Here is a 20,711-nt window from a genome sequence, read left to right as displayed (position 1 = left end):
GGGTTGAGCGCGACCGGATCAGGTCCGCCGATTGTCGTCCAGGAATTAAGGGATCAACCGCTGTGGCACGTGACTACTACCGCATCCTCGGAGTCGATTCGAAGGCCTCCGACCAGGAGATCAAGCGCGCGTACCGCAAACTCGCCCGGGAACTGCATCCGGATGTGAACCCGGACGAGGCGGCGCAGGAGAAGTTCCGGGACGTCTCCGATGCCTACGAGGTGCTCAGCGACCCGGAGAAGCGGCGCGTCGTGGACATGGGCGGTGACCCGCTCGACAGCAGCCCCGGCGCCGGCTTCGGCGGGGGTGCCGGGTTCTCCGGTGGCCTCGGGGACGTCTTCGAGGCGTTCTTCGGCGGCGGTATGGGCGGCGGACGAGGTCCCCGCGGACGGGTCCGCGAGGGCAACGACGCGCTCATCCGGATGGAGCTCGACCTCGACGAGTGCGCGAACGGCGTGAGCCGCGAGCTCACCGTCGACACCGCGATCCTCTGCGACAAGTGCCACGGCGCGGGCACCGAGGGGGACAGCAAGCCGTCCACCTGCGGCACCTGCCACGGCGCCGGTGAGGTGCAGTCGGTGCAGCGATCGTTCCTCGGTCAGGTGATGACCTCACGGCCCTGCCCCACCTGCGGCGGCGTCGGCGAGATCATCGAGAATCCGTGCGGCAAGTGCAGCGGCGACGGCCGGGTCCGCACCCGCCGCAACCTCACCGTGAAGATCCCCGCCGGTGTCGGCGACGGCATGCGTGTGCGCCTGGCCGGTCAGGGCGAGGTCGGTCCCGGCGGCGGTCCCGCAGGTGATCTGTACGTGGAGGTCACCGAGCGCGAGCACGAGTTCCTCACCCGCGACGGAAGCAATCTGCACGTCACCGCCCGGGTTCCGATGTTCGACGCGGCGCTGGGCGCCGAGGTGACCGTTCCGACGGTGATCGACGGTGAACTGACGGTGGAGGTCCCGGCCGGCACCCAGACCGGTGATACCAAGGTGCTACGCGGGCACGGTATGCCCCAGGTCAACTCGCAGGTCCGCGGCAATCTCGTGGTGCACTTCGACGTGGCCGTGCCGGCCCGTCTCGAGCGCAAGCAGGCCGAGAAGCTGCGCGAGCTCAAGGCGCTGTTCCCGGGGGAGGAGCCGCAGGTCGCCCGGCGCGGTGGCGCCGACCAGTCCGGCGGCATCTTCTCGAGGCTGCGCGACACCTTCGCCGGACGGTGACCGCAGGTGGCGGCCACCGTCTTCCTCGCGGACACGCTTCCGGCGCCCGGCCGGGACTACCTGCTCGGCGGTGACGAGGGGCGGCACGCCGCCACGGTCCGGCGGGTGCGGGTCGGTGAGGAATTGGTGCTGTCCGACGGTGCCGGTGGCTTCGCCCGGTGCACCGCGACCGCGGTGGACAAGTCCAGTGTGGAGTTGAACTGCACCCGGACCTGGACGGTGCCGCCGGCCTCCCCGCAAGTGGTTCTGGTGCAGGCGCTGCCCAAATCGGACCGTTCCGAGTTGGCGGTGGAACTGGCCACCGAGGCCGGGATCGATGCGATCATCCCGTGGCAGGCGGCGCGGTGCGTCTCCCGCTGGGACGGCGGTAAGGGTGGCTCGAGCAAAGCGGACAAGGGAGTGGCGCGCTGGCGGGCGGTGGCCAGGGCTGCGGCGAAACAGGCTCGCAGAGCGTATGTTCCGCAGATCCACGATCTGGTCACCACCCGAGAACTCGTTTCGCTACTCACTAGTATGGATGCGAATGTAGTTGTCTTGCACGAGGGTTCGGCGGTGCCCTTCGGTGAGGTTGACTTCTCGGTAACCCGAACCGTCGTTATTGTGGTGGGACCGGAGGGCGGGATCAGCCCCGAGGAACTGGATGCCCTGGTCGGAGTAGGTGCGCAGCCCGCGCTGCTCGGTCCGACGGTGCTGCGGACTTCCACTGCGGCCGCCGTCGCGCTCGGGGCGCTAGGGGTCATGACGAACAGGTGGTCCGGCACACCGCCGGACTGATCGACACGGTCCGGCGCTGTGCCGGGCCGGATGGTGCTCAGGAGGGCTCGGACACGATGGCGCGTCGCATCTTCTACGGCAGCGAGGAATCGCAGCACGGCCACTTCTATCCGGGCGATGAGGGCAAGCCGCTGGTCACCCTGGTGCACGGCGGTTACTGGCGGAACCTGTACTCGATGACGATGGAGTCGAAGGTCGCCAAGGATCTCAGCGACCGCGGCTACCCGGTGTGGAACGTCGAGTACCGCCGGGTCGGCGAACCCGGCGTGAAGTGGCCCATCCCCGGCGAGGACGTGCTCGCCGCCATCGACTACGGCAGCGACAAGCTGGCCAAGGCCGCCGGACACATCGTCGCGGCCCACAGCGCCGGTGCCACCCTGGGGGTGTGGGCGGCGGCCCAGCGCCCGGACCTGCTCGGGGTGATCTCCCGCGGGGGTGTACTGGACCTGATCGAGCGCGGCGACGGCGATCAGTCGATGCGCCTGCTCTTCGACCTGGGTCCGAACGCCAATCCGCGTCTGCTCAAGCGTACTTTCGCGCAGGCCAGCCCGGTTGCGGCGATGCCCTTCAAGACCCGGGTGCGTGCGCTGCACGGCCGACTCGACGAGCAGGTCCCCTACCAGCTCTCGGAGTGGTTCCTCAGCCAGGCGCAGGAGCACGGAATGGACGCCACGTTGACCATGATCGAGGGCGAAGGACACGACGACTTCCTCGAGCCGGGCTCGCAGGGGCACTGCGCCACCGTCGCCGCGATCGAGGAACTGTCCGGGCACTGAGCGGTCGCTGACCGGGCGCTGCGGAAACCCACGAGCCGATCCGGGGCAGTCGGTACTAAACTGGGGATATCCGCCCCGTCAGGAGCGGTGACCGCCCCGAACAAGGATCGAACCACCGCGTGGCAGACCGCAACAGTCCCGAACCCCGAGATCAGACCGTGCCACCGGCACGGTCGACCATCGAGATTCCGATCGAGCTGACCTTCGGGCTCCTCGGCCCCGCGGACGCGAACCTGCGCGCCCTCGAGGACGGCCTCGATGCTCAGATCCACGCCCGCGGCAACGTGGTCACCCTGTCCGGCCCGCCGGCCGATGTCGCTCTGGCCGAGCGGGTGCTCGCCGAGCTCCAGGCCACGGTGCGCAGTGGAGTCGCGGTCAGCCCGGAGGAGGTGCGCCGGTCGATCGCGATGATGACCGACGGCTCGGGGGAGTCCCCGGCCGAGGTGCTCACCCTGGACATCATCTCGCGGCGCGGCAAGACGGTGCGCCCGAAGACGGTGAACCAGAAGAAGTACGTCGACGCGATCGACGAGCACACCATCGTCTTCGGAGTCGGCCCCGCCGGTACCGGTAAGACCTACCTGGCGATGGCCAAGGCCGTGCAGGCCCTGCAGGCCAAGCAGGTCAGCCGGATCATCCTCACCCGCCCCGCGGTCGAGGCGGGAGAGCGTCTGGGCTTCCTCCCCGGCACTCTCAACGACAAGATCGACCCGTACCTGCGCCCGCTCTACGACGCGCTGCACGACATGATGGACCCGGAGGCGATTCCCAAGCTGATGGCGGCCGGAGTGATCGAGGTGGCGCCGCTGGCGTACATGCGCGGCCGCACGCTCAACGACGCGTTCATCATCCTCGACGAGGCGCAGAACACCAGCGCCGAGCAGATGAAGATGTTCCTGACCCGCCTGGGCTTCGGCTCGAAGATCGTGGTCACCGGTGACGCCACCCAGGTGGACCTGCCGGGTGGCGCGACCAGCGGGCTGCGGGCAGCGGTGAACATCCTGCACGGCATCGATGACATCCACATCAGCGAGCTGACCAGTGCCGATGTGGTGCGGCACCGGCTGGTCGCCGAGATCGTGGACGCCTACTCCGAGTTCGAGGCACAGTTGGAGAACACCAAGCGCCCGCAGATCGGCGGGACACGACGGATGCCGGGGCGCCGATGAGCATCGAATTCGCCAACGAGTCCGGTTTCGAGATCGACGAGGCCGAGGTCGTCGCCGTGGCGGCGTTCGCGATCGCCGCGATGGACGTGCACCCGGGTGCGGAACTGAACATGCTCGCCGTCGACCTCGACGCGATGGCCGACCTGCACGTCAAGTGGATGGACCTGCCCGGCCCGACCGATGTGATGAGCTTCCCGATGGACGAGCTCACCCCGGGTGGCCGGCCGGATATGACCGACGCCGGGCCTGCGACGCTCGGAGACATCGTGCTGTGCCCGCAGTTCGCCGCCGAGCAGGCGACCGCCGCCGGTCACTCCACCGAGCACGAGCTCAACGTCCTCACCGTGCACGGCGTGCTGCACCTCCTCGGCTTCGATCACGCCGAACCCGAGGAGGAGCGAGAGATGTTCGCCCTCCAGGACGGCATCCTGGCCGAGTACTACGCGCAGCAGCGCGACGAGCAGCGTCGCGCCCGGCAATCGGCGCGTGACGACAAACTGCTCGGACGCACGGGATTCCTGGGGCGGCGGGACTAGCGCGTGGCCTCGTCGATCCTGCTGATCGTCGGCGTCGTCGCGCTGGTCCTGCTCGGCGGGTTGTTCGCGGCGCTGGACTCCGCACTGCTGACCGTCTCCCCGGCGCGGGTGGTGGACCTGGTCGAGGACGGCCGGCCCGGTGCGCGCCGGCTGCAGCGACTGCTCGGCAACCGGCCGATGTACGTGAACCTGGTCGTGCTGCTGCGTACCGCCTGCGAGGTGCTCTCGACGGTGCTGGTCTTCCTGGTCGCCGACCGGTACCTCGCCACGATGTGGACCGCAGTACTGACCGCCGCGGTCATGACGGTGGTCAACTATGTGCTGATCGGCGTCGGTCCACGCACTCTGGGGCGGCAGCACGCCTACACGCTCGGGTGCAACACCGCGGTGTTCCTGCAGGGGATCGCGATCCTGATGGGCCCGCTCACCCGGTTGCTGATCCTGCTCGGTAACGCCATCACCCCCGGCCGCGGCTACCGGAACGGGCCGTTCGCGACCGAGGTCGAACTGCGCGAACTGGTCGATCTGGCGCAGCAGCGCGGAGTGGTCGCCGAGGACGAGGGCAAGATGATCCAGTCGGTCTTCGAGCTCGGTGACACCGCGGCACGGGGGATCATGGTGCCCCGGCCGGAGGTGGTGTGGATCGAGGCCGACAAGTCGGTGCGTCAGGCGGTCCGGCTGGCCGTGCGCTCCGGTCACTCGCGAATCCCGGTCATCGGGGAGAACGTCGACGACGTCCGCGGCGTGGTCTACCTCAAGGACCTGGTCGCTCTGCCGGACGGTGCCGATCGGCACGCGATCACCGTGGGCACGATGGCCCGGCCGGCGGTGTTCGTGCCCGACTCCAAACCGGTCGACGCGCTGCTGCGGGAGATGCAGCAGACCAACAACCACATGGCCGTGCTGGTCAACGAGTACGGTTCGATCGCCGGTCTGGTGACCATCGAGGACGTGCTCGAGGAGATCGTCGGCGAGATCACCGACGAGTACGACGCGGACGAGATCGCCCCGGTCGAGGAGATCGGTGACGGCCTCTACCGGGTGTCGGCGCGCCTCGGCCTGGAGGACCTCGGTGACCTGTTCGACGAGGACATCGACGAGGACGAGGTCGACACCGTCGGCGGGCTGCTCGGGTTGGTACTGGGCCGGGTCCCGCTCCCGGGGGCCGAGGTACGGGCGCACGGCCTGCTGCTGGAGGCCGAAGGCTCGACGAATCGGCGTGGCAGGATGCGGATCACGACTGTTCTGGTGCGTCGCGCCGAGGACGAAGGGGCGGCGCCGTCGGACGACGATGCCGCCGACGACGAGAAGGAGAGCGTGTGACGGCCCCGGAGACCTCCGACGAGGACCGCAAACTGGTGACTCTCGCCCGCGGGGCGATGGGCCGGGCGGCGGCCGCGCACGGCGCCGCGGTGCGCGACCTGGACGGCCGCACCTACGCCGGGGCGCCGGTGGGGCTGCGGGCGTTGACGCTGACCGGCCTCCAAGTGGCGGTCGCGACCGCCCTCGCCTCCGGTGCGACGGGCTTCGAGGCGGCGGTGCTGGTGGGCGCCGCTGCCGACGACGACGCCGGAGTCGGCGCACTGCGCGAGGTCTCGCCGGCCGCACCGGTCCTGTTGTTCGACGAGCGCGGGGAGGCCCGACGGTGACCGAGGATTCCGAGACCGCAGCCCCAGGCGCAGGCGCCGTAGACGGGGCCGACGGCGATTTCCGCTCCGGGTTCGTCTGCTTCGTCGGCCGCCCGAACACCGGCAAGTCGACCCTGACGAACGCGCTGGTCGGGACCAAGGTCGCGATCACCAGCTCGCGGCCGCAGACCACCCGCTCGACCATCCGCGGCATCGTCAATCGGCCCGACTGCCAGTTGGTGCTGGTGGACACTCCCGGGCTGCACCGTCCGCGCACGCTGCTCGGGCAGCGCCTCAACGATCTGGTGCGCGACACCTATTCCGAGGTCGACGCGATCTGCCTGACGATCCCCGCGGACGAGAAGATCGGCCCCGGTGACCGGTACATCCTCGATCAGGTGCGGCACATGGCGCCGAAGACCACACTGATCGGCGTGGTCACCAAGATCGACAAGGTGGCCCGTGACCGGGTCGCCGAGCAGTTGGTCGCCGTCTCCGAATTCCTCGGCGGTGACTGCGATGTGATCCCGGTGTCGGCGACCTCCGGCCAGCAGATCGAGGATCTGGTGGCGCTGCTCGCATCGAAGATGGAGCCGGGGCCGGCGTTCTATCCGGACGATGAGATCACCGACACCGACGACGACACGATGATGGCGGAGCTGATCCGTGAGGCCGCGCTCGAAGGTGTGCGGGACGAGCTGCCCCACTCGTTGGCGGTGGTGATCGAGGAGGTGCTCGAACGGGAGAAGACGCCGGCGCAGGAGAAGTCGGGCAAGCCCGCGATGCTGGAGGTGCACGCGCTGCTGTACGTGGAGCGGCCCTCGCAGAAGGCGATCATCATCGGGAAGGGCGGTGCTCGGCTCAAGTCCGTGGGGACCGCGGCACGCGGTGAGATCGAGCGACTCCTGGGCCGGAAGGTGTTCCTCTCCCTGCACGTGAAGGTCGCCAAGGATTGGCAGCGCGATCCCAAGCAACTCGGCAGGCTGGGGTTCTAGCGATTCGACGCCCCGAGCGTCGATGGTGCCGGTTGTCGGGGTGGAGTGGGACAATCTCTACTCATGAGGTCGTACCGGGACAGCGCTGTGGTGCTGCGGCAGCACAAGCTGGGGGAGGCCGACTACATCCTCACGCTGCTCACCCGGGAGAACGGCCTGGTCCGCGCGGTGGCGAAGGGGGTGCGCCGGCCGCGTTCGCGGTTCGGGGCACGGCTGGAACTGTTCGCCCACGTCGATCTCCAGCTGCACCCCGGCCGCAGTCTGGACGTGGTGACCCAGGTGCACTCCATCGCCGCCTACTCCGGTGACCTCGCCGACGACTACGGGCGCTACACCACCGCCTGCGCGGTGATCGAGACCGCGGAGCGTCTCGCGGGTGAGGAGCGGGCCCCGGCCCCGGAACTGCACCGGCTCACCGTCGGGGCGCTGCGGGCGATCGCCGCCGGCACCCGTGACCGGGAACTGGTGCTGATCTCGTTCCTGCTGCGCGCCATGGATGCCGCGGGCTGGGCGCCGGCGCTGACGCTGTGCGCCCGCTGCGGTGACGACGGCCCGCACCGCGCCTTTCACGTGGCCGCGGGGGGCGCCGTCTGCGTGCACTGCCGGCCCGTCGGATCCGCGGTTCCCTCCCAGGGAGTGCTGGACCTGATGGCGGCACTGGCCCGGGCGGATTTCGACTTCGCCGAGACGATGGATGATCGGGTCCGTAGGCAGGGCGCGGGCCTGGCTGCGGCGCACCTACAGTGGCACGTGGGCCGGCAACTGCGCTCGTTGCCCATGATCGAGCGGCACGCGCCGCACAGTCCGGCCCTCGCGGCCGGTGAGAGGGAGGTCGACGGTGCCGGGACTGCGGCGGGGTAGGGCCAAGGCGGCGAAGCCGGCCGGTGAGCAGTCACGACCGGTGACGCCCCGTCCGCCGGACCCGCATCCCTCGGGGGCCGTGCCGCCGGAGATCCCCGCGGAACTGGTGCCGCGTCATGTCGCGCTGGTGATGGACGGCAACGGGCGCTGGGCCAAGGAACGCGGTATGGCTCGCACCGAGGGCCACAAGCGCGGCGAGGCCGTTCTGATGGACACCGTGTGCGGCTGTATCCAGATGGGTGTCCAGCAGCTGTCGGCGTACGCCTTCTCCACCGAGAACTGGTCCCGCAGTCCCGAGGAAGTGCGTTTCCTCATGGGCTTCAACCGGGACGTGATCCGGCGCCGCCGCGACGAGATGCACGAGATGGGTGTCCGGGTGAAATGGGCCGGACGCCGACCCCGGCTGTGGCGCAGTGTGATCGCCGAGCTCGAGGCCGCCGAGGAACTCACCCGGGACAACACCGTCATGACGCTCACCATGTGCGTCAACTACGGTGGACGCGCCGAGATCGTCGACGCCACAAGGGAGATCGCCCGTCGGGCCGCCGCCGGGGAGATCAACCCGGACCGCATCACCGAGCAGTCCTTCCAGAACTACCTGTACCAGCCGGATATGGGTGATGTCGACCTGTTCCTGCGTCCGTCGGGGGAGAAGCGCTCGTCGAACTTCCTGCTGTGGGAGAGCGCTTACGCCGAATACGTCTATCAGGACACGCTTTTCCCGGACTTCGATCGGCGCGACCTGTGGGCTGCGTGCCTGGAGTACGCCAAGCGCGACCGCCGGTTCGGCGGTGCCCAGTGACCGCGCGGGATCCGCGCCTGGACGGACTGCGTTCCCGGCTGGAGTCTGCGCTGGCCGATGGTGTCGCGCTGCGGCGTGACGAGAATCAGGCCGTGCTGGTCGATTTCGGTGATACCCCGGCGTCGGTGCAGGTGTTCGAGCTGGCGCACACCGTTGACGTCTACTCGCTGACCCAGGTCGTGGCTTGGGATCTACCGCTCAGTGACCGCCTGCGGACCGATGTCGGCGCGGCCGGTGAGGCAGTGCAGTTCGGAGCGTTGCGGCTGATGGAGCGGGAGGTATCCGCCGACCTCGTGCTCACCTATTCGTTCCCCGCCGGCACCCTCGCCGGCGATCCGCTGCGCGAGTTCGTGTTGTTCGTCCTGGCGCAGGGCATCGAAGTCCGCCGCCGGATCGTCGGCTGACGTTCTGTTCGACCGGTTCACCGGGAACGGCCGGTGAGCCGCTCACCGCTGCGTGGCCAGTGAACTCCCGGCGCGTTCGATCGCCGTCACGTCCCCGCACCCACTGCACCCCACCTCGACGCTCCCGCGAAGGGCGGGTGTCGGGCTGTGCAAACTCACCCTCATGTACACCGAGTACTTGACGAATCAAGGCAGTGTGTATCGGCATTGCTTGACATGTTGACGCGATCTGTCAAATACTGGCGAGACGATAGGGCGACGGGCGCAGAGCTCGTTGCAGCGGCCGAGGATGGGAGAGACCGTGAAGGGCCTGACCTACATCGACGCGGACGGCGAGGAAGCCGTCTGGACCGATCACAAGAGACGTCTGTGGTTGTGGGGGCTGTTCGTGCCCACCGCACTGTTCTTCGCCGTGGGACTGATGGTGCTGCTCGGTCTCGGCCACACCCCGCTGATGTACCTCACCCCGGTGCTCTGGTGGATCGGTCCGATCCTGCTGTACGTGATCCTCCCGATCGTCGACGTCAGAGCCGGCGACGACGGCGAGAACCCGCCCGAGGAGGTGATGGAGGCGCTGGAGAACTCCACCTATTACCGGTGGCTGACCTTCATCTTCCTGCCCTTCCACCTCGCCTCGTTGGTGGCGTTGTGCTACTTCCTGACCGCTGATTCGCTCACCTGGCTCGGTGGCCTGTACTCCGACGGTGGTGGCCTGAGCCCGGTGAGCAAGATCGGGCTCACGCTGAGCCTGGGCGTGGTCACCGGCATCGGGATCAACACCGGACACGAACTGGGCCACAAGAAGCCCGACAGTGAACGCTGGATCGCCAAACTGACTCTGGCACCCGCCATGTACGGCCACTTCTTCATCGAGCACAACCGCGGCCACCACGTCCGGGTGGCTACTCCGGAGGATCCGGCCAGTGCCCGGTTCGGGGAGACCTTCTGGGAGTTCCTGCCGCGCAGTGTGTGGGGCAGTGTGAAGTCCTCGTGGAACCTGGAGAAGACCCGCCTGCGCCGGCTCGACAAGAGCCCATGGACTCTGCGGAACGACGTGCTCAACGCCTGGATGATGACCGCTGTCCTGTTCGGGACGCTGACGGCGATTTTCGGCTGGTACGTGCTGCCCTTCCTGATGATTCAGGCCGTCTACGGGTTCAGTCTGCTCGAATCGGTGAACTATCTCGAGCACTACGGTCTGCTCCGGCAGAAGACGGCCTCGGGGAGGTACGAGCGCTGCTCGCCGCGGCATTCGTGGAACTCGGACCGCATCGTCACCAACGTCTTCCTCTACCACCTGCAGCGCCACAGTGACCATCACGCCAACCCCACCCGGCGGTACCAGACGCTCCGGTCGTTCGAGGAGGCACCGTCATTACCCCACGGGTACGCCACGCTGATCGGTCTGACCTACTTCCCGCCCCTGTGGCGGAAGATGATGGACCACCGCGTGATCGAGCACTACCAGGGCGACGTCACCAGGGCGAACATCCACCCTCGCGTCCGCGATCGGGTACTCGCCGAGTACGGCGCCGACGCCTCGGGCGGGCGGGCCGCGGCATGAGTGCGTACCAGTGTCCGGTGTGCGGATACCGGTACGACGAAGCCGTCGGCGCGCCGAGGGAAGGGTGGCCGGCCGGAACCGTCTGGTCCCGGATCCCGGACGACTGGAACTGCCCGGATTGCGGTGTCCGCGACAAGATCGATTTCGAACCGGTGTGACACAACGGATCGGCCAACACCCCAAGGAGTTTCAGTATGAGCGATGCACCCTTCAGGCTGTTCCGCTGTCTGCAGTGCGGATTCGAGTACGACGAGGCGCAGGGCTGGCCCGAGGACGGGATCGCCCCCGGTACCCGCTGGGACGAGATCCCCGATGACTGGTCCTGCCCCGACTGCGGCGCGGCCAAGGCCGACTTCGAGATGGTCGAGGTTTCGCGGGCATGACCGGCGACGGCGTGGTCATCGCCGGAACCGGTATCGCCGGGGCAACCGCGGCGTTGAACCTGCGCTCCGGCGGCTACGACGGTCCGCTGACCCTCATCGGTGGTGAGCCGTACCTGCCGTACCGGAGGCCCGCGCTGTCGAAGGACATCCTGCTCGCCGAGGCCGAGGCCGAGGCCGGGGCGGAGGTCGGGAGCATACTGGTCAAGCCCGCAGCCGTCTGGGACCGGGCCGGGATCGACGTCCGCACCGGTGTTCGTGTCACCGGCGGTGACACCGCCGCGCGCACCGTCGAACTGTCCGACGGCACCGCTCTGGGCTACCGTTCGCTGGTCCTGGCCACCGGTGCCGCTGCCCGTGTACTGACCGGACCGCCGCCGCACGAGCGGATCCGGTACCTGCGCGACTTCGCCGACGCTGCGGGCCTGCGGGGTGCACTCGCCCACGCGCACGGTGTCGTCGTCCTCGGCGCCGGACTGATCGGCTCAGAGGTCGCATCCGCCGCACGCAGCCTCGGAGTGCGGGTCACCGTCGTCGATCCGGCGCCCACGCCGCTCGCCCGGGTACTGCCGCCCGCCATCGGTGGACGGCTGGCAGACCTGCACCGCGAGGCCGGCGTCGACCTCCGGCTCGGGCAATGCGCGACCGGGATCGACGCGGACGCCGGACAGGTCCGGGTCCGGCTCGGCACCGGGGAGCAGGTGCGGGCGGACCTGGTGGTGATCGCCGTCGGATCGGTCCCGGACACCGCCCTCGCCGAGCGGCTGGCCCTGCGCACCGACGACGGTATCGTGGTGGACGAGCGATACCGCACCTCGGCGGAGGACGTGTACGCGATCGGTGATTGCGCCCGGGTACCCAACCCGCTGGAGGGCGGCGGCTACCGCGCGGAGAACTGGTCGGCCGCCCACGATCACGGCGCGGCACTGGCTCGGGTGATCCTCGGTGAGGACTGCGCGCCGGTGCTCCCGTGGGGCTGGTCGAATCAGTTCGGGGTGCTGCTCCAGTTCGCGGGATGGCCTGCGGCGGAAGACCATGTGGAGGTGGACGGCGCGATGGATCAGGTGACCGGTTCGTTCTCGGCGCGCTGCACCCGGGGCGGCGCGCTCGTCGGTGCGGTCGCGGTGGGCCGACCCAAGGAGTTCCGCGCCGCCCGCGGTGAACTGTCCCGGCTGATCGCATCGGTGGATGCGCGATGACGGTCCTCGCCGGGCGGGGGGAGACCACCCACTCCAAGCCGACGGTGCGCGACCAGGCCTTGGACGCGGTGAGTGGCTTCCTGCGGGAGAACCAGGAATGGTCGTCGGTGACGATGGCGGCGGTGGCCCGCGAGGCGGGCGTGAGCCGGCAGACGCTGTACAACGAGTTCGGTTCCCGTAAGGGGATGGCCGTCGCCTACGTGACGCGGTTCGTCGACGGGCTGTTGGCCTACGTGCAGGACCGGATCGCCGCGCATCCGGGCCGGATCGACGATGCGCTCGCCGACGCCATGCTCGGGGTCTTCCGGACGGGAATGGGGGATCCGGTGGTGCTCAACATCGTCGGCCCGAACCCGCACCGCGACCTCATGGGGATCGTCACGGTCGACGGCACCCCCATCCTCAAGCGCGCCGCCGACGGACTCGCCGAGATCCTGGCCATGAGCTGGGCGCAGATCCGCCGCGCCGACGCCCAGATCGCCGCCGGAGTACTGGTGCGGCTGGCGTTCAGTCACATCACCATGCCGATCGAGACCGCCGAGGACGCCACCCGGGAAGTGACCTCCGCGCTCTCCCCGTTCCTCACCCGGGCGGCACGGGACTGAGCCGCCGGAACCGGTCCGGTCGCCCACCGGCCGGTCGGTGTGCGGTCGGTCCGGGGAGGGGGCGAGCGCTCAGGCGGAGGCCGCGCACTGCGAGCAGCGCCCGAAGATCTCCAGGGTGTGCGTGACGTCGGTGAATCCGTGCGCCGCAGCGGTCCGTTCGGACCATGCCTCGACGGACCGATCGGTCACCTCCACGGTGCGTCCGCACTCGCGGCAGACCAGGTGATGGTGATGCTCGACCGAGCACAGCCGGAACAGGGCCTCGCCGCTGTCGGTGCGCAGGGTGTCGACCGCACCGGCGTCGGCCATCGCCTGCAGATTCCGGTACACCGTGGTCAGGCCGATCGACTCGCCGTCGGAGCGCAGCTGTTCGTGCAGCTCCTGCGCGGACTTGAACTCCGAGACCGACTGCAGCGCATGAGTGATCGCCCCGCGTTGCTTGGTGGCACGCACACCGGTGCCCTTGGTGGGTTCGCCGGACATCGTCAGGTTCCCGGCCGCTCGGAGGCGTGGGTGACCGCGTCGATCACGATGTGGGCGAGGTGATCGTCGACCAAGCGGTAGACGATCTCGCGCCCGTTGCGCTCACCGCGGACGACGCCCGCGGATTTGAGCACCCGCAGGTGCTGGCTGACCAGTGGCTGGGTGACGCCGAGGCTGTCGACCAACTGGTGCACGCACAGCTCGGAGCGCATCAGTTCGAGCACGATCGAGATCCGCACCGGTGCGGCCAGCGCGCGCAGCAGATCTCCGGTGGCGGCCAGCACCTCCGGATCGGGCCGCTGCACGGCCTCGCATTCGGCGTCGACGGGGCAGTCGGCAGCGACCCCCCGGACGATGTCGGTAGAAATGCGGAACACCTCCTGTTATCTACAATCATTTTCATATGCGGATCCAGCTACGTCAAGCGGTGCGGTCGCGCCGTCCCGTTGCGCCGCCGCGACCGGGCCGAACGGTAGAGTCGATGCGATCAGTCCCGCCAACCCAGTCGGAGAAGAAGCGCGCCGTGGCCAAAGCAACCAAAGTCGAAACCGTCGCCAACCTGTGCAAGCGCCGGGGACTGGTCTACCCCGCGGGTGAGATCTACGGCGGTACGCGTTCGGCCTGGGACTACGGGCCACTGGGTGTGGAGCTCAAGGAGAACATCAAGAAGCAGTGGTGGCGCAACATGGTCACCTCCCGCGACGACGTCGTGGGCCTGGACAGCTCGATCATCCTGCCCCGGCAGGTGTGGGTGGCCTCCGGTCACGTCTCGGTGTTCAACGACCCGCTGGTGGAGTGCCTGAACTGCCACAAGCGGCACCGCCAGGACCACCTGCAGGAGGCCTACGCCGAGAAGCGCGCGGCCAAGGGTGAGCAGATCGAGCCGGACGACGTGCCCATGACGGAGATCGTCTGCCCGGACTGCGGCACCAAGGGGCAGTGGACCGAGCCCCGTGACTTCAACATGATGCTCAAGACCTACCTCGGACCCATCGAGTCCGAGGAGGGCCTGCACTACCTGCGCCCGGAGACCGCGCAGGGCATCTTCGTGAACTTCAAGAACGTGATGACCACGGCCCGCAAGAAGCCGCCGTTCGGCATCGGCCAGATCGGCAAGAGCTTCCGCAACGAGATCACCCCGGGCAACTTCATCTTCCGGACCCGTGAGTTCGAGCAGATGGAGATGGAGTTCTTCGTCAAGCCGGGCGAGGACGACACCTGGCACCAGTACTGGATCGATTACCGGCTCAAGTGGTACACCGACCTCGGTATCAACCCGGACAACCTGCGCCTGTACACGCACCCGCAGGAGAAGCTGAGCCACTACTCCAAGGGCACCGTCGACATCGAGTACCGCTTCGAGTTCGCGGGCAGCGAGTTCGGTGAGCTCGAGGGCATCGCCAACCGCACCGACTTCGATCTCGGCACGCACTCCAAGCACTCGGGTGAGTCGCTGGAGTTCTTCGATCAGCAGTCCGGCGAGCGGTACATCCCGTTCGTGATCGAGCCGGCCGCGGGTCTCACCCGCTCGCTGATGGCGTTCCTGGTGGATGCGTACACCGAGGAGGAGGTGCCGAAGTCGGGCGGCGGTACCGACACCCGCGTGGTGCTCAAGCTGGACCGGCGCCTGGCCCCGGTCAAGGCGGCGGTGCTGCCGCTCTCGCGCGATGAGAAGCTCTCACCCAAGGCGCGCGAGCTCGCGGCGCAGCTGCGCCAGTTCTGGAACGTCGAGTTCGACGACGCCCAGGGCATCGGCAAGCGCTACCGCCGCCAGGACGAGATCGGTACCCCGTTCTGCATCACCGTGGACTTCGACACTCTGGAGGACGATTCGGTGACCGTGCGTGAGCGGGACACCATGTCGCAGGAGCGGGTTCCGCTCGCCGAGGTGCAGCAGTACCTCGCTACGCGCCTGGCAGGCTGCTGAGCCGACACCGACCGCGATTCTTCGTGCGGGTCAGCCGCAGGTGATCTCCACCCGGAACTTCTTCATCGACAGGTTCGCCGCCCGGGCCTCACCGGTGATCGTGTAGCGGTTACCGGCCTTCGACGCCGTCGCCGTACCGATCTGCCCCACCGGGGTGTTGAGCACGGTCATGACGCTGCCGTCGACCGCGATGAACAGGCTGTTGACCCTGGGCGGGTTGCCGTCGGTGATCACCGCACCGACTCCGCGAGCGGTCTGCACGCTGCCCGAGCCCACTGTGATCGAATCTCCGGTGCGCTCGCAGCCGGCGTTGACGAACTCGGCGGCGTCGTTGCGCTTGCCGTCGACCTCGACCACGGTGCTGGAATCGATGTTGGGGGAGGTGCACGCCGTCGCCACGGCCAGAGCGCCGATCACGAGGGCGGCGGTACCGAAGCGGACGGGAAGACGACGGATTCGCATAGCGACACCGTACCGGCCTGATCCGGCTCGCCCGTGGGATACTCGGAGCCATGACGAACGGCAAGGTTGTGCATTTCGACACGCAGCGGGGATTCGGCTTCCTCGCTCCCGACGCCGGTGGCGATGACGTTTTCCTCCACGTCAACGACATCGACTTCGACGAGTCGGCACTGCGACCCGGCACCGAGGTGACTTTCGATGTGGAGAACGGCGACAAGGGACTCAAGGCGGTGAACGTCGCCGTCATCGGCGGTGCCCCCGCCCCGCGCCGTGAGCAGCGCGATCACCGTGGCGACCGGGACCACCGGGAACACCGTGGCGACCGTGAGCGTGACCACCGCGCCGATCGGGAGCACAGGGGTGAGCGGCGTGAGCAGCGGCCCCGCCGCGAGGCCCCGCGGGCGGCGACCGGAGCCCTGGACATGCAGTCCTTCGTCGACGAGCTGACCGAGTTGCTGCTCGACTCCTCCGACGACCTGACCGCCGGCCAGATCATCGAGATCCGCCAGCGCATCGCGGACTTCGCCTTCGCCCGCGGCTGGGTCACCGAGTAGGTGCCACTGCTTCCCGGACCGGCCGCTTACCGAGCGGCCGACGTCGAACGGATCGTCGCCGAGTCACCCAAGGTCGCGGGTCTGGCCGGTGAGAGCGAACCCGCTCTGTTCTCGGGGCCGCAGTGGGAGGCGCCGCGCTGGGAGGGGCACAGTTCCGCCTTCGCCCGCGACCGCGCGCGCGTTCTGCACAGTGCGGCGCTGCGCCGGCTGGCGGACAAGACGCAGGTGGTGGGCCCGCGTGAGGGGGACACCCCGCGTACCAGGCTCACCCACTCGCTGGAGGTCAGCCAGATCGGGCGGGGCATCGCCCTGGGGATCGGCTGCGATCCGGATCTGGTGGACCTGGCCGGCCTCGCTCACGACATCGGACACCCGCCCTACGGTCACAACGGTGAGCGGGCCCTCGACCAGGTCGCCGCGAAGATCGGCGGTTTCGAGGGCAACGCCCAGAACCTGCGGATACTGACCCGGCTGGAACCGAAGGTGCTCGACGCCGAAGACCGTTCGGTGGGACTGAACCTCACCCGCGCGGCGCTGGACGCCGCCACCAAATACCCGTGGCTGCGCCGCGAGCCCGGCGGCAAGTTCGGGGTCTACGCCGACGACGCCCACGTGCTGGAGTGGATGCGGGGTGGCGAGAACGGACCGCACGGGCGCCGTCAGTGCCTGGAATCGCAGATCATGGACTGGTCCGACGACGTCGCCTACTCGGTGCACGACGTCGAGGACGGGGTGCTCTCGGGCCGGTTGGACCTGCGGGCACTGGCCTCGCGGGACGAGGTGCGCAGTCTGTCCGGCTTCGGCGCCAGCAGCTTCCGCGGTGTGGAAGCGGCCGAGCTGGAGGAGGCGGGTGCGCGCCTGGCCTCGTTCGAGGTGGTCTCCGAGGCCGCACGGTACGACGGTGGCCTCACCACGTCGGTGGCACTGAAACGGATGACCAGTGAGCTCGTGGGCCGCTTCGCCTCCGCGGCGATCGACGCCACCCGTGCGGCGACCGGGAGCGAGCCGGTGTGCCGGTACCAGGCCGATGTGGAGGTGCCGCGCTCGGTGCTCGCGGAAGTGGTGCTGCTCAAGACCATGGCGCTGCAGTACATCTATTCGAACCAGATGCACCTGGCGATCCAGCAGGGGCAGCGCGACCGGATCCTGCGGGTCGCGGACTTCCTGATGGGTGCCTCACCGTCACACATCGACCCGCTCTACAGCCCGGCCTACCTGGCCGCCGAGTCGGATGCGGAGCGGCTGCGGGTGGTGGTGGATCAGATCGCGTCCATGACCGAGACCCGGCTGGAACGGCTCGACCAGGTGGTGCTGGCAGGTCCCGGCGGCGCGGTCTAGCGCGGCTACACTCGAACCCGTGGTCGGCAGAATCCCGGAGCGTGACATCGCGGCGATCCGCGACCGCGCGCGCATCGAGGACGTGGTCGGCGAGTACGTGGCGCTGCGTCCCGCAGGGGTGGGATCGATGAAGGGCCTGTGCCCTTTCCACGACGAGAAGACTCCGAGTTTCCACGTGCGCCCCACCCAGGGCTTCTACCACTGCTTCGGCTGCGGGGAGGGCGGCGACGTCATCTCCTTCCTGCAGAAGATCGAGCACGTGCCGTTCGTGGAGGCCGTCGAGCAACTCGCCGACAAGGTGGGCATCCAGATCAGTTACGAGGGTGGTGCGCCCGGCCCGAAGCAGGATCGCGGCACCCGTATGCGGCTGGTCGCCGCGAACGCCGCCGCCCAGAAGTTCTACGCCGAGCAGTTGCGCTCACCGGAGGCGGAGATCGCCCGCAAGTACCTCACCGACCGCGACTTCACCGAGGCCGATGCGCAGTTCTACGGCTGCGGCTACGCCCCGTCGGGCTGGGACACCATGACCAAGGCGCTGCTGCGCCAGGGCTTCGAGGTCAAGGAATTGGAAGCGGCCGGGCTGTCCAAGCAGGGGCAGCGCGGCCCGATCGACCGGTTCCACCGGCGCCTGCTGTGGCCGATCCGCAACCTCGGCGGCGACGTCATCGGATTCGGTGCCCGCAAGCTGTTCGACGACGACAACCTCGGCAAGTACATGAACACGCCCGAGACGATGCTCTACAAGAAGTCCCAGGTGCTGTTCGGACTCGATCACGCCAAGAAGCACATCGCCAAGGGGCACCAGGTGGTGGTGGTCGAGGGCTACACCGATGTGATGTCGATGCACGCCGCCGGGGTGGAGACGGCGGTCGCCTCCTGCGGCACCGCGTTCGGCGAGGAGCACGTGGCGCTGGTGCGCCGGCTGATGATGGACGACAGCTACTTCCGCGGTGAGGTGATCTACACCTTCGACGGCGACGAGGCCGGCCGCGCGGCGGCGATGAAGGCCTTCGACGGTGACCAGAAGATCGCCGGGCAGACCTTCGTGGCCGTGGCGCCGGACGGCATGGACCCGTGCGAACTGCGGCAGCGCCAGGGCGACGAGGCGGTGCGCGACCTCATCGCGCAGCGGGTGCCCATGTTCGAGTTCGCGGTCAAGACGCTGATCACCGAGTTCGATCTGGACACCGCGGAGGGGCGGGTACACGCACTGCGCCGCTCCGTCCCGGTGGTCGCCCGGATCAAGGACATGGCGCTGCGGGACGAGTACGCACGCCAACTCGCGGGCTGGGTCGGCTGGGACGATGTGACACAGGTCCTGCGCCGGGTGCGGGAGGAGTCGGCGCGCATCCGGCGCGGCCAGGGACGGCCCGGTCCGGGGGCGCCGGCATCGTCGGCTCCGCGGCGCGAGTCAGCAGCGTCAGCCCCGGCGGCGCAGAGCCCGGGACAGAACCTCGGCGCTCGCCCGGCCGGTCCGCAGCGTCCCGACCCCAACGATCCCGTGCTCTGGGTGCAGCGGGAGGTGCTCAAGAGTGCGCTGCAGGTGCCGGCGCTCGCCGGGATGGTCTTCGACGCACTCTCGGAGGACATGTTCACCGATCCCGCGTACCGCGCGGTGCGGCTCGCGATCGAACAGGCCGGTGGAATCGCTGCGGGTATGGGCGGCCCGGAGTGGGTCGATACCGTGGTCCGGCACGTCGACGGACCGGCGCTCGAACATCTGGTCACCGAACTCGCGGTGGAACCGATGCAGGTGGCGGGGGATCCGTCGCCGCGGTACGTCGAATCGGTGATGGCGCGTCTGCAGGAGGTGTGGGTCGGCGGGCAGGTGGCCGATCTGAAGTCGAAACTCCGCCGCATGTCACCGAACACCGACGGTGACTACAACCGCCTGTTCGGTGATCTGGTGGCGCTGGAGAGTTACCGGCAGAGCCTGCTCAAGATGGCCGTGGGCGACGTCGCGTTCTGATGCGGGCGGATCAGTCCAGATCCGTCTTCGGCGAATAGATCACCGTCTGCGCGTCGATCTCGCGCATCGTGCGCATCTTCGGATCGGGATTGAGCTGCTCGGCGAGCTTACGACGACCGACTTCCACGGCCTTCTTCGTCGCGGGGCTGCTGGCGATGGCCTTCGCAGTGCGATTGATCTGCTCGTACCGGCGGCGTCCGGCCTTGGTGCCCAGCACGTAGCCGGCACCAGCGGCGATAACCAGTCGGATCATGAGGCCACTGTACCGGCCACGGGTGCGGGCCACGCCGTGGCGGTCGGCCGATAGGCTCGGAGTATGAGTTCGTACGCAGCCGCGCACACGGTCGAGGAGTTCGAGCAGAACATCGCAGAGGTGCTGCGCCGGATCGACGCGGCGGCCACCCGGGTGGGACGGTCACCGTCGGACGTGCGACTGCTCCCGGTCAGTAAGACGGTGCCGCAGGAACGGCTGCGCGCCGCCGTCGCAGCCGGATGCCGTGAGTTGGCCGAGAACAAGGTGCAGGAGGCCAAGCGCAAGAGCGCCGAGATGTCCGATCTGGACGTCACCTGGGCGGTGATCGGGCATCTGCAGACCAACAAGGCCAAGGATGTGGCCGCCGTCGCTGGCGAGTTCCAGGCCCTCGACAGTCTCCGGGTGGCCGAGGCTCTCGATCGCCGGCTCCAGGGCCTCGGGCGCGGTCTCGATGTGTATGTGCAGGTGAACACGTCCGACGAGGAGCAGAAGTACGGTCTGCCGCCCGCCGACGTGCCCGCGCTGCTCCAGCAGCTCCCTGCGTTCACGGCCCTGCGGGTGCGGGGTCTGATGACGCTCGCGGAGTTCTCCTCAGATCAGGCCCGGGTCCGACGGTGCTTCACCGTTCTGCGGGATGTCCGTGATCGGGTACGCGAGACCTGGCCCGAGGTCGCGGAGCTGTCGATGGGTATGTCCGGTGACTACGAGATCGCGGTCGAGGAGGGGGCCACCTGTGTGCGGGTCGGCCAGGCGATCTTCGGCTCCCGCGCCGTCCCGGACAACCACTACTGGCCGAGCGAGGGTTGACCCGCTGATAC

25 protein-coding genes are annotated in these 20,711 nt (G+C 68.7%); 21 read left to right on the top strand and 4 right to left on the bottom strand.

Annotated elements, in window-relative coordinates; all coding sequences use genetic code 11:
• Positions 1–62 precede the first annotated feature (62 nt).
• The 16 genes from dnaJ (at position 63) to ACYVHG_RS03430 (ending at position 12,907) form a co-directional block, all read left to right on the top strand.
• Entirely contained in the window at positions 63–1,214 is a 1,152-nt protein-coding gene (gene dnaJ, locus ACYVHG_RS03505; RefSeq protein WP_461166046.1) for a molecular chaperone DnaJ, read from the top strand.
• Between the two features lie 6 nt (positions 1,215–1,220).
• Positions 1,221–1,988 carry a 16S rRNA (uracil(1498)-N(3))-methyltransferase gene (locus ACYVHG_RS03500; RefSeq protein ID WP_461166045.1) on the top strand — a complete coding sequence of 256 codons (768 nt, stop codon included), beginning with the start codon at positions 1,221–1,223 and terminating at the stop codon, positions 1,986–1,988.
• Positions 1,989–2,044: 56 nt separating this feature from the next.
• Complete coding sequence (locus ACYVHG_RS03495) at positions 2,045–2,764, top strand: alpha/beta hydrolase family protein (RefSeq protein WP_461166044.1); 720 nt, start codon at positions 2,045–2,047, stop codon at positions 2,762–2,764.
• Between the two features lie 119 nt (positions 2,765–2,883).
• Positions 2,884–3,933, top strand: coding sequence for a PhoH family protein (locus tag ACYVHG_RS03490; protein ID WP_461166043.1), 1,050 nt, complete (start codon positions 2,884–2,886; stop codon positions 3,931–3,933).
• Positions 3,930–4,469, top strand: a complete 540-nt coding sequence (gene ybeY / locus ACYVHG_RS03485; RefSeq protein WP_461166042.1) for an rRNA maturation RNase YbeY — start codon at positions 3,930–3,932, stop codon at positions 4,467–4,469. The genes ACYVHG_RS03490 and ybeY overlap by 4 nt, the downstream gene beginning before the upstream one ends.
• 3 nt (positions 4,470–4,472) lie before the next feature.
• A complete protein-coding gene (locus tag ACYVHG_RS03480; protein WP_461166041.1) occupies positions 4,473–5,792 on the top strand; it encodes a hemolysin family protein in 1,320 nt (439 codons plus the stop codon).
• Positions 5,793–5,848: 56 nt separating this feature from the next.
• Positions 5,849–6,118, top strand: a complete 270-nt coding sequence (locus tag ACYVHG_RS03475) for a cytidine deaminase (protein WP_461166906.1) — start codon at positions 5,849–5,851, stop codon at positions 6,116–6,118.
• Entirely contained in the window at positions 6,115–7,092 is a 978-nt protein-coding gene (era, locus tag ACYVHG_RS03470) for a GTPase Era (RefSeq protein WP_461166040.1), read from the top strand. Before ACYVHG_RS03475 ends, era begins: the two co-directional genes overlap by 4 nt.
• A gap of 63 nt (positions 7,093–7,155) precedes the next feature.
• Positions 7,156–7,953 carry a DNA repair protein RecO gene (recO, locus tag ACYVHG_RS03465; protein WP_461166039.1) on the top strand — a complete coding sequence of 266 codons (798 nt, stop codon included), beginning with the start codon at positions 7,156–7,158 and terminating at the stop codon, positions 7,951–7,953.
• A 40-nt stretch (positions 7,954–7,993) separates the two neighbouring features.
• Positions 7,994–8,755 (top strand): isoprenyl transferase, encoded by a 762-nt coding sequence (locus ACYVHG_RS03460; RefSeq protein ID WP_461166905.1) that lies wholly within the window; start codon positions 7,994–7,996, stop codon positions 8,753–8,755.
• On the top strand, positions 8,752–9,159 hold the full coding sequence (locus ACYVHG_RS03455; protein ID WP_461166038.1) for a hypothetical protein: 408 nt from the start codon (positions 8,752–8,754) through the stop codon (positions 9,157–9,159). The genes ACYVHG_RS03460 and ACYVHG_RS03455 overlap by 4 nt, the downstream gene beginning before the upstream one ends.
• A 289-nt stretch (positions 9,160–9,448) precedes the next feature.
• On the top strand, positions 9,449–10,723 hold the full coding sequence (locus ACYVHG_RS03450; RefSeq protein WP_461166037.1) for an alkane 1-monooxygenase: 1,275 nt from the start codon (positions 9,449–9,451) through the stop codon (positions 10,721–10,723).
• Positions 10,720–10,881: a rubredoxin gene (locus ACYVHG_RS03445; RefSeq protein WP_461166036.1), complete on the top strand. Its 162-nt coding sequence runs from the start codon at positions 10,720–10,722 to the stop codon at positions 10,879–10,881. Before ACYVHG_RS03450 ends, ACYVHG_RS03445 begins: the two co-directional genes overlap by 4 nt.
• Positions 10,882–10,917: 36 nt before the next feature.
• On the top strand, positions 10,918–11,106 hold the full coding sequence (locus ACYVHG_RS03440) for a rubredoxin (protein WP_461166035.1): 189 nt from the start codon (positions 10,918–10,920) through the stop codon (positions 11,104–11,106).
• On the top strand, positions 11,103–12,302 hold the full coding sequence (locus ACYVHG_RS03435; RefSeq protein ID WP_461166034.1) for an NAD(P)/FAD-dependent oxidoreductase: 1,200 nt from the start codon (positions 11,103–11,105) through the stop codon (positions 12,300–12,302). Before ACYVHG_RS03440 ends, ACYVHG_RS03435 begins: the two co-directional genes overlap by 4 nt.
• Complete coding sequence (locus tag ACYVHG_RS03430) at positions 12,299–12,907, top strand: TetR family transcriptional regulator (RefSeq protein ID WP_461166033.1); 609 nt, start codon at positions 12,299–12,301, stop codon at positions 12,905–12,907. Before ACYVHG_RS03435 ends, ACYVHG_RS03430 begins: the two co-directional genes overlap by 4 nt.
• A 69-nt stretch (positions 12,908–12,976) precedes the next feature.
• Here the strand turns inward: ACYVHG_RS03430 and ACYVHG_RS03425 are convergent, their stop codons facing one another.
• Both ACYVHG_RS03425 and ACYVHG_RS03420 read right to left on the bottom strand, forming a co-directional pair.
• The gene (locus tag ACYVHG_RS03425) at positions 12,977–13,390 is read right to left on the bottom strand and encodes a Fur family transcriptional regulator (protein WP_461166032.1); all 414 of its coding nucleotides are present in this window, start codon (positions 13,388–13,390) and stop codon (positions 12,977–12,979) included.
• 2 nt (positions 13,391–13,392) lie between these two features.
• Positions 13,393–13,695, bottom strand: a complete 303-nt coding sequence (locus ACYVHG_RS03420; protein WP_461166904.1) for an ArsR/SmtB family transcription factor — start codon at positions 13,693–13,695, stop codon at positions 13,393–13,395.
• Positions 13,696–13,913: 218 nt separating this feature from the next.
• Here ACYVHG_RS03420 and ACYVHG_RS03415 point away from each other — a divergent pair, with 218 nt between their 5' ends.
• Positions 13,914–15,317, top strand: coding sequence for a glycine--tRNA ligase (locus tag ACYVHG_RS03415; RefSeq protein WP_461166031.1), 1,404 nt, complete (start codon positions 13,914–13,916; stop codon positions 15,315–15,317).
• A 30-nt stretch (positions 15,318–15,347) separates the two neighbouring features.
• Here the strand turns inward: ACYVHG_RS03415 and ACYVHG_RS03410 are convergent, their stop codons facing one another.
• Positions 15,348–15,779 carry a lipoprotein LpqH gene (locus ACYVHG_RS03410; protein WP_461166030.1) on the bottom strand — a complete coding sequence of 144 codons (432 nt, stop codon included), beginning with the start codon at positions 15,777–15,779 and terminating at the stop codon, positions 15,348–15,350.
• Positions 15,780–15,829: 50 nt separating this feature from the next.
• On the opposite strand from ACYVHG_RS03410, the gene ACYVHG_RS03405 reads away from it, so the two are divergent.
• The 3 genes from ACYVHG_RS03405 to dnaG are packed head-to-tail and all read left to right on the top strand — an operon-like array spanning position 15,830 to position 19,640.
• Positions 15,830–16,333: a cold-shock protein gene (locus ACYVHG_RS03405; protein WP_461166029.1), complete on the top strand. Its 504-nt coding sequence runs from the start codon at positions 15,830–15,832 to the stop codon at positions 16,331–16,333.
• Positions 16,334–17,671 carry a deoxyguanosinetriphosphate triphosphohydrolase gene (locus tag ACYVHG_RS03400; RefSeq protein ID WP_461166028.1) on the top strand — a complete coding sequence of 446 codons (1,338 nt, stop codon included), beginning with the start codon at positions 16,334–16,336 and terminating at the stop codon, positions 17,669–17,671. It begins immediately after the preceding gene.
• A 19-nt stretch (positions 17,672–17,690) separates the two neighbouring features.
• A complete protein-coding gene (gene dnaG, locus ACYVHG_RS03395) occupies positions 17,691–19,640 on the top strand; it encodes a DNA primase (protein ID WP_461166027.1) in 1,950 nt (649 codons plus the stop codon).
• Positions 19,641–19,650: 10 nt separating this feature from the next.
• Here dnaG and ACYVHG_RS03390 read toward each other — a convergent pair whose 3' ends face one another.
• Positions 19,651–19,893 (bottom strand): hypothetical protein, encoded by a 243-nt coding sequence (locus ACYVHG_RS03390; protein WP_461166026.1) that lies wholly within the window; start codon positions 19,891–19,893, stop codon positions 19,651–19,653.
• Between the two features lie 63 nt (positions 19,894–19,956).
• Here ACYVHG_RS03390 and ACYVHG_RS03385 point away from each other — a divergent pair, with 63 nt between their 5' ends.
• Entirely contained in the window at positions 19,957–20,700 is a 744-nt protein-coding gene (locus ACYVHG_RS03385) for a YggS family pyridoxal phosphate-dependent enzyme (protein ID WP_461166025.1), read from the top strand.
• The last annotated feature ends 11 nt before the right edge of the window (positions 20,701–20,711 follow it).

The sequence above is a fragment of the Tsukamurella serpentis genome (genome assembly GCF_054780975.1).
This window is presented reverse-complemented; position numbering and strand designations above follow the sequence as displayed.